This is a genomic window from Streptomyces sp. NPDC025651, assembly GCF_055558735.1.
Genome location: NZ_JBVHLZ010000017.1, coordinates 75,998 through 90,002, shown reverse-complemented (window position 1 = coordinate 90,002; position 14,005 = coordinate 75,998). Strand labels below are relative to the sequence as shown.

Here is a 14,005-nt window from a genome sequence, read left to right as displayed (position 1 = left end):
CCACCCCCAACTGCTCCGGTTATCCGCCCTGTGCGACCCTGCGCCCCTCCGGGTGACCGGAATCCGGACGTACGTCCACGCCTTCCGCGACCCTGGCCCCGGCCATGTCCCTGGCCTTGTCCCCGGCCTTGTCCCCGGTCCGGCGGATCGCCCCTGAGGGCCACCAGGTGGCGCGGCCGAGCAGGAGCAGCGCCGCGGGCAGGATCATGACGCGGATCACGAACGCGTCGAGCAGGACGGCCGCCGCGAGGACGAAGCCCATCTGCTTCATCTCCAGGATGTGCAGCATCACGAAGCTCGCGAAGACGGTGACCATGACGACCGCCGCGCTGGTGACGACCTTGGCGGAGGACGCGATGCCGTCGAGGACCGCCTGGCGCGTGGGCACGCCGTTCAGGGCGGCCTCACGGATCCGGCTGACCACGAAGACCTGGTAATCCATCGAGAGCCCGAAGAGGATCACGAGGAGGAAGAGCGGTACGCGCGAGGAGATCCCGCCGAGCGAGACGAAGGAGAGCAGGCCCTCGGCCCAGTCGCCCTGGAAGACGAGGACGAGCAGGCCGAGCGCGGAGGCGGCGGAGAGCAGGTTGAGGACGACGCCGAGCAGTCCGAGGACGACGGAGCGGAACGCGTAGACCGTCATGGCGAAGGTCATCAGGAGCAGGAAGCCGAGGACGAGCGGCAGCTTCTCGTTCTGGTGCTCGACGTAGTCGGTGCCGCGGGCCACCTCGCCGGTGACGGCCGTCTCGACGCCGGGCAGCCTGCCGACGGTCGCGGGGAGGAAGTCGTCGCGGAGGTGGTCGAGGGTGGCGACGGCCTCCTTCGAGTACGTCGCGTGCGCGGCGTTCAGCTCCAGGGTGGTGGTCCTCAGGTCCTCGGAGGAGCGCAGGACCGGACGTCCGTGCTGCGCGAAGAGCGGGTCGGCCGCCGCCCTGCGGTGCGCCTCGCGCAGCGCCTCCTTCACCTCGTCGGCCCGCGCGGCCTCGGCGCGCACCACGACCAGGTGGCGGACGCGCTGCTCCGGGAAGGCGTCGAGCAGCCTGTCGTACCCCTGCATCGCCGGTATCTCACGCGAGAAGCTGTCGCGCGCGGGGTCCTTGAGCTTCATGTCGAGCGCGGGCACGGCGAGGCCGAGCAGCGCGAGGACCGAGAGGCACAGGGTGAGCGCGGGGCGCTTGCGGGCCGGCGCGAGCAGCAGGTTCCAGACCCGGCCCGGCTTCCCGTCCTCGTCGCCGCGCACCGGCTTGCCCTGCGCCAGGCGCTTGGCCGCGCGGCGCTCGCTCCGCCGGCCGAGCCTGACCAGGAGCGCGGGCAGCACCGTCACCGAGCTGACCACGGCGACGGCGACGACCAGGATGGTGCCGGTGGCGAGCGAGTCGAAGATGACGTCACCGGCCAGGAAGAGCGTGGCGGTCGAGACGATCACGGCGAGCCCGGACACCACGATCGCCCGGCCCGCCGTCGCGGCGGCGGCCTCGACGAGCGCCTCCGAGGTGAGGCGGCCGCCCGCGCGGGCCCGCTCCTCGCGCTCGCGCTTGAGGTAGAAGAGCGTGTAATCGACGCCGACGGCCATGCCGATGAGCAGGATCATGTTCATCCCGACACCGGTGTCCGGCAGCAGGTGCGAGGCCAGCATCGCCAGGCCCATGGTCGCCATGATCGAGGTGACGGCGAGCAGCAGCGGTACGCCGACCATGACGACCGAGCCGAAGACCACCGCGAGCGTGATGAGGGTGATGGGCAGCGTGATCACCTCGGAGAAGGCGAGGTCCTTGCCGCGCTGGTCGTTGACGCCCTTGCTGACGGAGGCGCCGCCGGTCTCCTCGATCACGAGGTCCGGGTGGGCCTTCACGACCTTCTCGGTCTCGGCGCGGAGCGGGACGACGTTGTTCTTGGCGTCCTGGTCGGGGCCGGCCAGCTCCACCTGGACGCGCAGGACACGGCCGTCGGCCGAGCGCACCGGCGCGGCCACCGAGGCGACCTCGGGCAGGGCCTTCATCCGTGCGGTGACGTCCTCGACGGCGGCGTCGGCGGCCTTCCGGTCCAGCGGGCCTGACTCGGCGCGGATCAGCACCTGCTCCGTGGGCCTGAGCTGGACGCCGCCCTCGGTCGCCAGCGCCTCGGCCCGGCCCGCCTCGCCCACGCGGTAGTCCGCGGAGGCGGCGCTGTTCATGCCGGCGGCGATCCCGCCCCCGAGGCACAGCACCACGAAGACCAGCCACCCGACGACCGCCCGCCATGGGTGCAGCGCGCTCCAACGGGCCACGCGCACCGTGACCGATCGCTCTCTCATGTCCGTCCCACCCTCTGCGTCCGTGCGCCACCCCGCCATGGAGGGCATGTAAGTTGAGACTGACAGGTGACCGATCAAGCCGTCAACTGTCATTCGTGACGGGCGGGGATGCGAGGCGGGCGGAGAGCGGATTGACAGTGGAGCCCGTCATGCTGAAGCCTTGACCGACAACTTTCGGGACCAGCGCAAAGGCACTACATGGACAGCGAGGAGCTGCTGGCTTTTCTCGCCGCGGTCGGCCATGCGCAGCGCATCCGGATCATCACCGAGCTCTCGTCGGGCGAGCTGTACGTCAGCGAACTGGCCCGCAGGCTCGGGGTGTCCCGCCCTCTGCTCTACATGCACCTCGAACGCATGGAGAAGGCCGGCATCGTCTCCGGCCGCCTGGAGCTCTCCGACGACGGCAAGGCGCTCAAGTACTTCCAACTGGCGCCGTTCGACGTGCGGTTGAACGTGGATACGATCATCGCGGCCGCCCGCCAGGACCAGACGGGCGAAGACGGACAGCACTCACCGAAGGGGACGTCCTAGTGGACGACGTGATCATCCCAATCGCTTTTTTCGTGGTGCTCGCCGCCGCGATCGTCGCCGTCGCGTACTTCCAGTCGCAGCGCAACCGCGAGCGCGACCAGCAGTACGCGGAGGCCATGCACAGCTACCGCGAGGCCGTCGAGCGCGCCCGGTCCGAGCAGGAGGCGACCCGCCTGCAGCTCGTCGAGCTCGGTCACCGGCTGCAGAACGTGGAGGGTCTGCTGCGCAGCGTGGACTGACCACGGCCCCGCCCGGCCCGCGGACCCCCGCGACCGGCACCGGCCGGTGCACGGGGGTGCCCTCCGCCGACCGCGCGTGTGTAGCTTGGGCTCCGGTCTGAGACGCTTTTACCGTTCAGTCTGAGCACAAAGTATTGACACAGCCGGAAGGACGGTCGTGCACATCGTCATCATGGGCTGCGGGAGAGTCGGTTCAGCTCTCGCGCAGACCCTGGAACAACAGGGGCACACGGTCGCGGTCGTCGACCAGGACCCCACGGCCTTCCGCCGCCTCGGCTCCGGGTTCGGCGGCCGCCGCGTCACCGGCATCGGCTTCGACCAGGACACCCTGCGCGAGGCCGGCATCGAGGAGGCGGGCGCCTTCGCCGCCGTCAGCAGCGGCGACAACTCCAACATCATCGCCGCGCGCGTCGCCCGCGAGATGTTCGGCATCGAGAACGTCGCCGCCCGTATCTACGACCCGCGCCGTGCCGAGGTCTACCAGCGCCTGGGCATCCCGACGGTCGCCACCGTCCGCTGGACCGCGGACCAGATGCTGCGCCGTCTGCTCCCGTCGGGGGCCGAGCCGCTGTGGCGCGACCCCACCGGCGGCGTACAGCTCGCCGAGGTGCACGCGTCGTCGTCGTGGATCGGCCACAAGATCAGCCGCCTCCAGGAGGAGACCGGCGTCCGCGTGGCGTTCCTCACCCGGCTGGGCGAGGCGGTCCTGCCGACCTCGCAGACGGTGCTGCAGGAGGGCGACCTGGTGCACGTGATGATGCGCACCAACGAGGTCGAGAAGGTCGAAGCGGCGTTCGCCGAAGGCCCCGAGGAGGGCGGTCACTGATGAGGGTCGCCATTGCCGGAGCCGGCGCGGTGGGCCGCTCCATCGCCGGTGAGCTCCTGGAGAACGGCCACGAGGTCCTTCTCGTCGACAAGGCGCCGACGGCCATCTCCGTCGAGCGCGTGCCGCAGGCCGAGTGGCTGCTCGCCGACGCCTGCGAGATCACGTCCCTGGACGAGGCGGCGCTGCAGCGCTGCAACGTGGTCATCGCGGCCACCGGCGACGACAAGGTCAACCTCGTCGTCTCCCTCCTCGCCAAGACCGAGTACGGCGTCCCGCGGGTCGTCGCCCGCGTGAACAACCCCAAGAACGAGTGGCTCTTCAACGAGTCCTGGGGCGTCGACGTCGCGGTCTCCACGCCGCGCCTGATGTCCGCGCTCGTCGAGGAGGCGGTGAGCGTCGGCGACCTGGTGCGCCTGCTGCGCTTCAGCCACGGCGACGCGAACCTCGTCGAGCTGACGCTGCCGCCCGAGTCGGCCCTCGCGGGCACCCGGGTCGGCGACGTGGAGTGGCCCGAGGACACCTCGCTGGTCACGATCATCCGCGGTACGCGCGTCCTCGCGCCGACCCCGGACGACTCCCTGGAAGCGGGTGACGAGCTCCTCTTCGTGGCGGCTCAGGCCCGTGAGGAGCAGCTGGAGGACCTTCTCTCCGTACGCCGCGAGGACACGGTGGGCTGAGGCCCCGTAAGGGGCGCGAGGAGCTGCGCGAGCGACCACGAAGAAGCCGCAGTCGCGTCTGCCGGGATCTCGGCAGACGCGACTGCGGCTTTTCGTGGCTTTTCGTGCGCTGAGCGCGCAGCTCCTCGCGCCCCTTACGGGCGCTGCGCCGCCTTGCGCTCCTCCTCCGCCTTCTCCGCCGCTTCCATCTCCGCGAAGACGTCGATCGGCGGCGGGGCCTTCGCCAGGAAGACCCAGGTCAGGTAGACGGCGAGGAGGAAGGGCGGGATCTTCAGGGCGACCAGGACCCAGCCGAACTGCGTGGTGTCCGCCCACCAGTACAGCGGGAAGAGGATCGCGCACTTGGCCAGGAGGATCAGGCCCCAGGCCCAGCTCGCCTTGGCGTACGCCTTCTTGCGGCCGGGGTTGCGGGTGCGCCAGGAGAGGTTCTCCTTGAAGACCGGGCCGAGGATGAGGCCGATCAGCGGGACGCCCGCGAGGGTCGTGATGATGTAGGCGAGGGCGAGGCCGAGGGTGTAGAGCATGCCCGGCAGGTAGAAGTCCTTGGCGTTGCCGGTCATCATCGCGAAGACCACGCCGAAGGCGACACCGAAGACGCCGCTGAAGGCGTGCTTGACGGTGTCCTTCATGACCAGGCGGACCACGACGAGCACCAGGGACACCGCGAGGGCCGCGATGGCCGACATGTGCAGGTCCTTGTTGATCGTGAAGATGGTCACGAAGAGCAGGCCTGGGACGACCGTCTCCACCATGCCCCGCACGCCGCCGAAGGCTTCGAAGAGCGCTGCCTCGGTCACGGTCCTGGAATCGGCGTCCTGATCCGCGTTCCCTTGGTCCGTCGGCTTGTCGAGGGACGTCACCGGTTACTCCCGTCCGAGGGGTCTGAGTTCGTACTTGGGGTTGAAGAGCACCCGGCGGCCCCGGCTCATCGAGATCCGGCCCGACGCGATCAGCTTGCGCCCCGGCTCGATGCCCACGATGGAGCGCCTGCCGAGCCACACCACGTCGAGCGCCGCGGAGCCGTCGAACAGCTCGGCCTCCAGGGCGGGGACCCCGGCGCGTGGTCGCAGGGTGACCGTGCGCAAGGTACCAGTAACGGTGACTATCTGGCGGTCGCGGCAGTCGCCGATGCGAACACAGCCCGCTGTCTCGGCGTCCTCGCGCAGCTCCTCCGACTCCAGGTCCTCCTGGGAGGAGGACAGCCGGTCGAGCATGCGCCGGAAGCGGCCCGCCGGCCTTTCGGAACCAGGAACAGCACTCATACAAGAAGCGTACCGGGGGGCGCCGACACAGCGGAAAGGGGTGCGCTCATCTGTGCCTGTGCCTGCTCAGTACCCGCTCCGCCGCCGCTGAAGCGGGCCTGAAGCACGGAATCCGGTCACTTCTCGAAGCGGTAGCCCATCCCCGGCTCCGTAATGAAGTGCCGCGGGTGTGCCGGGTCCGCCTCCAGCTTGCGGCGCAGTTGTGCCATGTAGACGCGGAGGTAGTTCGTCTCCGTGCCGTAGGAGGGGCCCCAGACCTCCTGGAGCAGCTGCTTCTGGCTGACCAGGCGGCCGGTGTTGCGGACCAGGACCTCCAGGAGGTGCCACTCCGTGGGCGTCAGGCGCACGTCGCGGCCGCCGCGGTTGACCTTCTTGGCGGCCAGGTCGACGGAGAAGTCCCCGGTGTCGACCATCACGTCGTCCTCGCCCGCCCCGGTGGGCTCCGCCCTGCGCACGGCGGCGCGCAGCCGGGCGAGGAGTTCGTCCATGCCGAAGGGCTTGGTCACGTAGTCGTCGGCGCCGGCGTCCAGGGCCTCCACCTTCTCGTCCGAGCTGTGCCGGGCGGAGAGGACCAGGATCGGGACGCGCGTCCAGCCGCGCAGGCCCCTGATGACCTCCACACCGTCCATGTCGGGCAGACCGAGGTCGAGCACGATCACGTCGGGGTGGCGGGCGGCGGCGACCTGCAGCGCGGTGGCGCCGTCGGGGGCCGCGTCCACCTCGTACTTGCGCGCCTTCAGGTTGATCACGAGGGCGCGTACGATCTGCGGCTCGTCGTCGACCACGAGCACCCGGGTCATGCTTACCTGCCTTTCCGGCTTCTGGATCTGGGTCCGGGTCACGAGGTGACCTGGGCCGTGAGGTCGGGGCGGACCGGCGGCCGTCCGGCCGCCGCCCGCAGGGTGAGGACCATGGTGAGGCCGCCGCCGGGGGTGTCCTCGGCGGCGAGGGTGCCCCCCATGGCCTCGACGAAGCCGCGGGCGACGGCGAGGCCGAGGCCCACCCCGGCACCCCGCGGAGCGTCACCGTAACGCTGGAAGGGCGCGAAGATGCGGTCCTTGGCCGTATCGGGGACGCCGGGGCCGCGGTCCACCACGCGGACCTCGACGCGCTCGCCCAGCGCGCTGGCGGAGACTTTGACGGGCTCGCCCTCGGGGGCGTACTTCACGGCGTTCTCGACGATGTTGGCGACCGCCCGCTCCAGGAGCCCCTTGTCGACGGCGACCATCGGCAGCGTCTCGGGGATGTCCAGCTCCGCGCTGCCGTCGGGCACGCCGCCGAGGGCCATGGGGACGACCTCGTCGAGGTCGATCTCGCGGATCAGCGGGGTGACGGTGCCGGTCTGCAGGCGGGACATGTCCAGGAGGTTGCCGACCAGGTGCTCCAGACGGTCGGCGCCCGCCTCGATGCCTTCGAGGAGCTCGGCCTCGTCCTCGCGCGACCACTCCACGTCCTCGGACCGCAGCGAGGTGACCGACGCCTTGATGCCCGCGAGCGGCGTCCGCAGGTCGTGGCTGACGGCGGCGAGCAGGGCGGTGCGGATGCGGTTGCCCTCGGCGAGCGCCCGGGCCTGGTCGGCCTCGGACTGCAGGCGCTGGCGGTCCAGGACCACGGCGGCCTGCGCGGCGAACGCGGCCAGCACGCGGCGGTCCTCGGCGGGCAGGACGCGGCCGGACAGGGCCAGCGCCATGTGGTCGCCGACCGGCATGTCGACCTCGGCGTCCTCGGGGCGCAGGAGCGGCCTGCCGTCGCCGACGCTGCCCGCGCAGGTCCACGGATCGGTGTCGCTCTCCCGCTCGAGCAGCGCCACGGACTCCATGGCGAAGGTCTCGCGGACGCGTTCCAGCAGGGCGTCCAAGCTGGTCTCGCCGCGCAGGACGCTGCCCGCGAGGAAGGAGAGTATCTCCGACTCGGCGCGCAGCCTGGCGGCCTGGTGGGTGCGACGTGCCGCCAGGTCGACGACCGAGGCCACCGACACCGCGACGCCCACGAAGACGGCGATCGCGACGATGTTCTTGTTGTTGGAGATCGTCCACAGGTGCAGCGGCGGCGTGAAGTAGTAGTTGAGGAGCAGCGAGCCGACCGCCGCCGACGCGAGGGCCGGCAGCAGTCCGCCGAGCAGCGCGGCGGCCACCGTCAGCGTCAGGAAGAGCAGCATGTCGTTGGCGAGGCCGAGGTCGGCGTCGACATGGGTCAGCAGCAGTGTCAGGAGCGTGGGCCCCGCGACGCCGACCAGCCAGCCCCAGATGACCCGGGAGCGGCCCAGGCGCGCCCCGCGGGCGACGGGCAGGCCGCGCCCCTTGGCGACCTCGCCGTGCGTGACGATGTGCACGTCCAGGTCGGGCCCCGACTCACGGGCGACGGTCGCGCCGACGCCGGGCCCGAAGACGTACTGCCAGGTCTTGCGGCGCGAGGAGCCGAGGACGATCTGGGTGGCGTTCACGCCGCGCGCGAAGTCGAGCAGCGCGGCCGGTATGTCGTCGCCTATGACGTGGTGGAAGGTGCCGCCGAGGTCCTCGACGAGGGTGCGCTGGACGGCGAGTTCCTTGGGGGACGCGCCGGTCAGGCCGTCGCTGCGGGCTATGTAGACGGCGAGGATCTCGCTGCCGGAGCCCTTGGCCGCCATGCGGGCGGCGCGCCGGATCAGCGTGCGGCCCTCGGGGCCGCCGGTCAGGCCGACGACGATGCGTTCGCGGGCCTGCCAGGTGGAGCGGATGTTGTGCTCGCCGCGGTACTGCTGGAGGTACTCGTCGACCCGGTCGGCGACCCACAGCAGCGCGAGCTCGCGCAGGGCGGTGAGGTTGCCGGGTCTGAAGTAGTTCGAGAGGGAGGCGTCGATGCGGTCCGGCTTGTAGATGTTGCCGTGCGCCATGCGGCGGCGCAGCGCCTGGGGCGACATGTCGACCAGCTCGATCTGGTCGGCGCGGCGCACCACTTCGTCCGGCACGGTCTCGCGCTGCCGTACGCCGGTGATGGACTCGACGACGTCCCCGAGGGACTCCAGGTGCTGGATGTTGACCGTCGAGACGACGTCGATGCCGGCCGCGAGGAGCTCCTCGACGTCCTGCCAGCGCTTGGCGTTGCGCGAGCCGGGGACGTTCGTGTGGGCCAGCTCGTCGACCAGGGCGACGGCGGGGGCGCGCTCCAGGACCGCGTCGACGTCCATCTCGGTGAACGCGGAGCCGCGGTACTCCAGGTCCTTGCGGGTCACCTGTTCCAGGCCGTGCAGCATCACCTCGGTGCGCGGCCGGTCGTGGTGCTCCACGAAGGCGACCACGCAGTCGGTGCCGCGCTCGACGCGACGGTGTGCCTCGGAGAGCATGGCGTACGTCTTGCCGACGCCCGGTGCCGCACCGAGATAGATCCGAAGCTTGCCGCGTGCCATGGCCCCATTGTCTTCCTGAAACTGCTGTGTACGCAGCGTCGACCTTACGGCCAACAATTCCGGCATTGGGGACGAGGGGGTGCGGGGGTGCGGTCCTTGACACAACCCTGATGCGTACGCGACGAGGGGCTCGGTACCGGGATCAGTGCTCGACGATCTCGCCGTCGCGCAGCTCCAGGACCCGGTCGGCGAGGTCGAGCAGCGTCGCGTCGTGCGTGGCGACCAGGGCGGTGACGCCCTCGCTGCGGACGACGGCGCGCAGCAGCTCCATCACGGCGAGCCCGGTCTCCGCGTCGAGCTGTCCCGTGGGTTCGTCGGCGATCAGCAGGGACGGCCTGTTGGCGAGCGCACGGGCGATGGCCACCCGCTGCTGCTGTCCTCCGGAGAGCTCGCCGGGCCGCTGCCGGGCGTGGTCGGCGAGACCGACGAGGGCCAGGAGGAGGGCGACGCGTTCCTCCCGCGCGCGGGGGTCGGTCTTCCTGAGCCGCAGCGGGACGCCCACGTTCTCCGCGGCGGTGAGGATCGGGATGAGGCCGAAGGACTGGAAGATGAAGCCGAGGCGGTCGCGGCGCAGCTCCAGGAGGCCGCTCTCGCCGAGGCCCGCGAGCTCCACGCCGTCCACGGCGATCTTGCCGCTGTCGGGGGTGTCGAGGCCGCCGACGAGGTTGAGCAGGGTCGTCTTGCCGGATCCGGAGCGGCCCTTCAGGGCGACGAGCTCACCGCGCGGGACGCTGAAGGAGACGCCGCGCAGGGCGTGCACGGCGGCGGCGCCCGTGCCGTACGTCCGGTGGAGGTCCTCGACGACGACCATGGCCTCTGGCACCGGACACTCCCCCCGTACGCCCCTGGGTCCGCAGGGGCCGGGCGCCAGTATCGTCACCCGGCGCCCGGCCCGACAAGGCGTGGATCAGCCCGGGTTGCCCGCGCGCGTGCGGGTCTCCCGGGCGACGAGGAGGTTGTCGGAGCCCGCGGGACGGTTCCGCTCGGTCGGCTTCCGGGTGTGGGGCATGGACGTAAGCGGCCGTACGCGTGTGGCTCGTATGTGAACGTCAAGTGCCGCCCTGAACACGCGCGTTGGCCCGCGCCCCAAGGGTACGGGCCAGCCCTCCGTCAAGGCGGGACGTCAGAGATCCCGCTCGGGCGGCCCTGCCGCGGGCCCCGGCCCATCGGGCCACACCCCCACATGGTCCGCCTCCGCCGTCAGCCGCACGCGCCCCCGAAGCCCGTACCGTTCGACGTACTCCCCCGGCAGCTGCAGCCGCCCCGCCTTGTCCAGAACCGTGAACTCCTCTCCCGTGCCGCCCTGTTCGCGGAGCGTCTCCGTAGAGGTGCGCCCGTCACGGATGCGCACCGTGCGCCGGACCTGCTCCGAGACGAGCGGGTCGTGCGTGACGACCAGGACCGTCGCCCCGAGCTCCTCGTTGGCGCGGCGCAGGGCCCCGAAGACGTCCTCGCCGCTCGCCGTGTCCAGCTCCCCCGTGGGCTCGTCGGCGAGCAGCACCCGCGGGGAGTTGGCGGTGGCGACCGCGACCGCCACGCGCTGCTGCTCGCCGCCGGAGAGCTCGGCGGGCCGCCGGTCGCGGCAGTGCGCGACGCCGAGCACGCCGAGCAGTTCGGCGGCCTTCTCCCGGCGCGAACGGCGGGGCACGCGCGTGTACTTCATCGGCAGCGCCACGTTCTCCAGGGCGGTCAGATAGGGCAGCAGGTTGCGGCCGGTCTGCTGCCAGACGAAGCCGACGGTGCTCCTGCGGTAGCCGAGCCGCTCGCGGCGCCCCATGGAGAGCAGGTCGTGGCCCGCGACCTTCGCGCGCCCGGCGGTGGGCAGGTCCAGCCCGGAGAGGATCGACAGGAGCGTGGACTTGCCGGACCCCGACGCGCCGACCAGGGCCACGCACTCGCCGTCCGCGACGACCAGGTCGAGGCCCTGGAGCGCCTGCACCTCGACCTCCTCGGTGCGGTAGACGCGGACGAGGTTGTCGCAGACGACCAGGCCCTCGTCGGCCGCGGGGCGCCCCGCGGCGCGGGCCCGCGCCTCCAGTTCGGCCAGTTCAGTCATCGGCTCTCCCGAGTCGCAGGGCGGCGCCGAGCCCCCGGCGCCGCCCGAGCCAGGTCTCCACGCCCACCGCCGCGGCGACCAGGACACAGAGTCCCGCACCCAGGGCCGCGGTGAACAGCGCGTCGACGTGCCGGTCGGGCGCGGTGGGCCCGCCGGTGAACTCCCGCAGTTCCAGGGCGGGTCCGAGCAGCGAGGGCAGCGCGAGGCCGAGCGCGACGCCGCCCGCGACCGCCGCGAGCACCAGGGGCAGGAGCTGCAGCAGCTGCAGCGCGGAGGTGGCGCGCCCGCCGAGGCCGAGGGTGCGCAGATAGGCGGTGGTGCGCCCGCGCGCGGGCGCGGACAGGAGCAGTTCGAGGACCAGGGCGAGCAGCGCGAGGAGCACGGCGAGCGCGGTGCAGGCGGTGTGCGCGGTGGTCACGGCGGCGATCATGCCGTCGTCCTCGGCCTCGGCCTGCTCCTCGGCACGGATGCGGAGGTCTCCGGTGGCGGCTCCGGGGGCGGTGCGCGGCACGAGGGAGCGCAGGGCCTCTGCGTCCAGGTGGTCGCCGTACAGCATGAGGGCGGACGCCTCGAAGTCCGCGGCGGCCACGGCCCTGAGGTCCCGGTCGTCGGCGAGGAGCAGCTGCTCGCGGTCCTGGGTGGCGCCGCGCAGGGGGCCGAGCGCGGGATCGCGCTCCACGGCGTCGGGCAGCGGCCCCACCACCTTCAGCCGCGTCTTCTTGCCGTGCAGGGTGAAGGTGAGCAGGTCTCCGGCGTGCCCCTCGGATGCGAGCACCCGGATGTCCCCGCCTCCGCCGCCCCCGGTGAGCCCGGCGTCCTCCAGCGCACGCGCGGCGGCCGAACCGCCCGCCGCCTTCCGCAGCTTCGCCCCGTCCACCCCGATCAGGCTGGAGATCCCGTACCGTCCCCCGTCCGTCCCGCTCACGGGGTCGACCCGCATCTGCCGCACCGTCACCGTCTCCCGCACTCCACGCACGCGTGCGAGGCGCTCCGCCATGTCCGGGTCGCGCGCCGCCCCCAGGAAGGAGGCGTCGGCGCCCACCTGCCAGGCGGCCGCGGCACGCCGCCCCTCCACCAGCGTCCCGGAGACGAGGCCTCCGAAGACGGCGCCCGCGAGCGTCACGACGAGGACGAGCAGCGCGAGCCCGCGCGCGGGGGCCTCCTTGGCGGCGCGGGACAGCGCGACGAGGGCGACGGCACCGCGCCCGCGGGCCGACCACCGCGCCACGGCGCGCACCGGCCAGGGGTAGCACCGCACCAGCACCGCGACCGTCGCGAGGCCGAGCAGTACGGGCACGGCGGCGAGCAGCGGATCGGGCCCCGCAGTCCCCTCGGTCCCGCGCGCCCGCAGCGCGAACACACCGCCCGCGGCGAGCAGCAGCACCAGCGCCTCGGCGACGACGCGGCGCCCGGCACCGCGCGGCTCGCGGTCCCGCAGCACGGCCCGGTCCCGTACGGCGAACCAGGTCAGCACGGGCAGCAGCAGCCAGGCGAGCACCGCGACGGCGAGCCCTTTGCCGTACGCCGGTGAACTCCCCGGCACCGCCGCGGCGACCGCGCAGCCGCCGGCGAACCCGAGCACCAGGGCGGGCGCACTCCACAGGGCGCGCCCCAGGGCGATCCCGGAGGCCGAGGCACCGCGCGCCCGCAGCAGCCGGTCCGCGTCGAGCCCGCGGCGCACCACGAGGAGCGAGGCCACGACGACGGCCGCGAGCCCCACACCGAGCAGCGAGGCCAGGGCGAAGGAGATCACGACGCCCGCCTGCCGCCACTGTCGCAGGAACTCCTCGAAGGCGTCGGGCAGTTCGGTGGCGGTCTCCAGCTCCGTCGAGGGATGGGTGCCGATCATGCACCACTTCCCGCCGTACCCCCCGACGGTGCAGAAGGACTCCCCCGCGGAGGTCGGATAGCGGGCCATGGCGCGCCGGAACGCCCGCTCGCCCCGCTCGCCCACGAACCGCCCCGCCACGGCGTCCCCGGGAGCGAACCGCATGTTCCAGTCGATGGAGAGCTCGGCGTTCGCCTGGCTCTGCAGCACCTCGACACCGCGCGGCGCGATCAGGGCGCCCGCCTCCGGGGCCGCCCCGCGCACCCCGGGCAACGGCCGCGCCAGGAGCGGCTGTTCCCTCCACAGCCGCCGCCCGCCCTCGGCCCGGAAGACGCCGACGACACGCGCCTGTGCGTCGACGTACCCCAGGGCTCCCTTCCCGAGCCGTATCCGCTGCCCGACGCGCAGGCCGAGCGCGTCGCGCGTCCGCACCGAGACGGCAAGCTCGACGACCTGTCCCCGCGCGCGGGGCGCCCGCCCGGCGACGTACGCGTGCGACCTCGGCGCATCGGAGGCGTACACGAGCGACAGCGAGGCGCCCCGCCCCTCCACCGTGGGCAGCCGGATGCGCGTGGAGTCGTGTACGAGCCCGCCCCGCAGCGCCTTCGGAGCGGCGTCCACCATCAGGTCCGCGTACCGGTCGAGGTCGGCCCCGAGGTCGCTCTCCTCCCCGGCCCGCGGCTCCTCCGGGTCGATCCGCGCGCTGTGCACGAGCCCGGGAACGGCCCGCTGCACCCGCTCGAACCGATCGGCGAGCGCCGCCCCTTCCAGCCGCTCGAGCACCCCGGGCCCGGCCCCGGCAACGGCCACGAGCACGGCGATCAACAGCCCGAGCCCTCCGAGGAGAGGCACACGCCGCCACACGTCACGCCACACGACGCCCCCTCCGACGAGCCGACGCACACCCG

At 72.5% G+C, this 14,005-nt stretch carries 12 protein-coding genes; 4 read left to right on the top strand and 8 right to left on the bottom strand.

The features are described 5' to 3' along the window. Positions 1-19: 19 nt before the first annotated feature. The gene (locus ACZ4D5_RS39640; protein ID WP_467777346.1) at positions 20-2,293 is read right to left on the bottom strand and encodes an MMPL family transporter; all 2,274 of its coding nucleotides are present in this window, start codon (positions 2,291-2,293) and stop codon (positions 20-22) included. Positions 2,294-2,491: 198 nt separating this feature from the next. Here ACZ4D5_RS39640 and ACZ4D5_RS39635 point away from each other — a divergent pair, with 198 nt between their 5' ends. The 4 genes from ACZ4D5_RS39635 to ACZ4D5_RS39620 all read left to right on the top strand — a co-directional run bounded on the left by ACZ4D5_RS39635 (position 2,492) and on the right by ACZ4D5_RS39620 (position 4,566). Beyond that, positions 2,492-2,824, top strand: coding sequence for an ArsR/SmtB family transcription factor (locus ACZ4D5_RS39635; RefSeq protein ID WP_467777345.1), 333 nt, complete (start codon positions 2,492-2,494; stop codon positions 2,822-2,824). A 32-nt stretch (positions 2,825-2,856) separates the two neighbouring features. After that, positions 2,857-3,063: a hypothetical protein gene (locus ACZ4D5_RS39630; protein ID WP_467777344.1), complete on the top strand. Its 207-nt coding sequence runs from the start codon at positions 2,857-2,859 to the stop codon at positions 3,061-3,063. A gap of 157 nt (positions 3,064-3,220) precedes the next feature. Beyond that, a complete protein-coding gene (locus ACZ4D5_RS39625) occupies positions 3,221-3,889 on the top strand; it encodes a potassium channel family protein (RefSeq protein ID WP_055701217.1) in 669 nt (222 codons plus the stop codon). Then, on the top strand, positions 3,889-4,566 hold the full coding sequence (locus tag ACZ4D5_RS39620) for a potassium channel family protein (protein WP_467777343.1): 678 nt from the start codon (positions 3,889-3,891) through the stop codon (positions 4,564-4,566). Before ACZ4D5_RS39625 ends, ACZ4D5_RS39620 begins: the two co-directional genes overlap by 1 nt. A 134-nt stretch (positions 4,567-4,700) precedes the next feature. On the opposite strand, the gene ACZ4D5_RS39615 is transcribed toward ACZ4D5_RS39620, so the two are convergent. The 7 genes from ACZ4D5_RS39615 to ACZ4D5_RS39585 all read right to left on the bottom strand — a co-directional run bounded on the left by ACZ4D5_RS39615 (position 4,701) and on the right by ACZ4D5_RS39585 (position 13,949). Beyond that, a complete protein-coding gene (locus ACZ4D5_RS39615) occupies positions 4,701-5,426 on the bottom strand; it encodes a DUF3159 domain-containing protein (RefSeq protein ID WP_467777342.1) in 726 nt (241 codons plus the stop codon). A 3-nt stretch (positions 5,427-5,429) separates the two neighbouring features. Next, on the bottom strand, positions 5,430-5,828 hold the full coding sequence (locus tag ACZ4D5_RS39610; RefSeq protein ID WP_467777341.1) for an OB-fold nucleic acid binding domain-containing protein: 399 nt from the start codon (positions 5,826-5,828) through the stop codon (positions 5,430-5,432). A 116-nt stretch (positions 5,829-5,944) separates the two neighbouring features. Then, entirely contained in the window at positions 5,945-6,628 is a 684-nt protein-coding gene (locus ACZ4D5_RS39605) for a response regulator (RefSeq protein WP_467777340.1), read from the bottom strand. 38 nt (positions 6,629-6,666) lie between these two features. Continuing rightward, complete coding sequence (locus tag ACZ4D5_RS39600) at positions 6,667-9,213, bottom strand: ATP-binding protein (RefSeq protein WP_467777339.1); 2,547 nt, start codon at positions 9,211-9,213, stop codon at positions 6,667-6,669. A gap of 142 nt (positions 9,214-9,355) precedes the next feature. Then, positions 9,356-10,024: an ABC transporter ATP-binding protein gene (locus ACZ4D5_RS39595; RefSeq protein WP_467777407.1), complete on the bottom strand. Its 669-nt coding sequence runs from the start codon at positions 10,022-10,024 to the stop codon at positions 9,356-9,358. 312 nt (positions 10,025-10,336) lie between these two features. Further along, complete coding sequence (locus ACZ4D5_RS39590) at positions 10,337-11,269, bottom strand: ABC transporter ATP-binding protein (RefSeq protein ID WP_467777338.1); 933 nt, start codon at positions 11,267-11,269, stop codon at positions 10,337-10,339. Then, the gene (locus ACZ4D5_RS39585; protein ID WP_467777337.1) at positions 11,262-13,949 is read right to left on the bottom strand and encodes a hypothetical protein; all 2,688 of its coding nucleotides are present in this window, start codon (positions 13,947-13,949) and stop codon (positions 11,262-11,264) included. The genes ACZ4D5_RS39590 and ACZ4D5_RS39585 overlap by 8 nt, the downstream gene beginning before the upstream one ends. Positions 13,950-14,005: the final 56 nt, after the last annotated feature.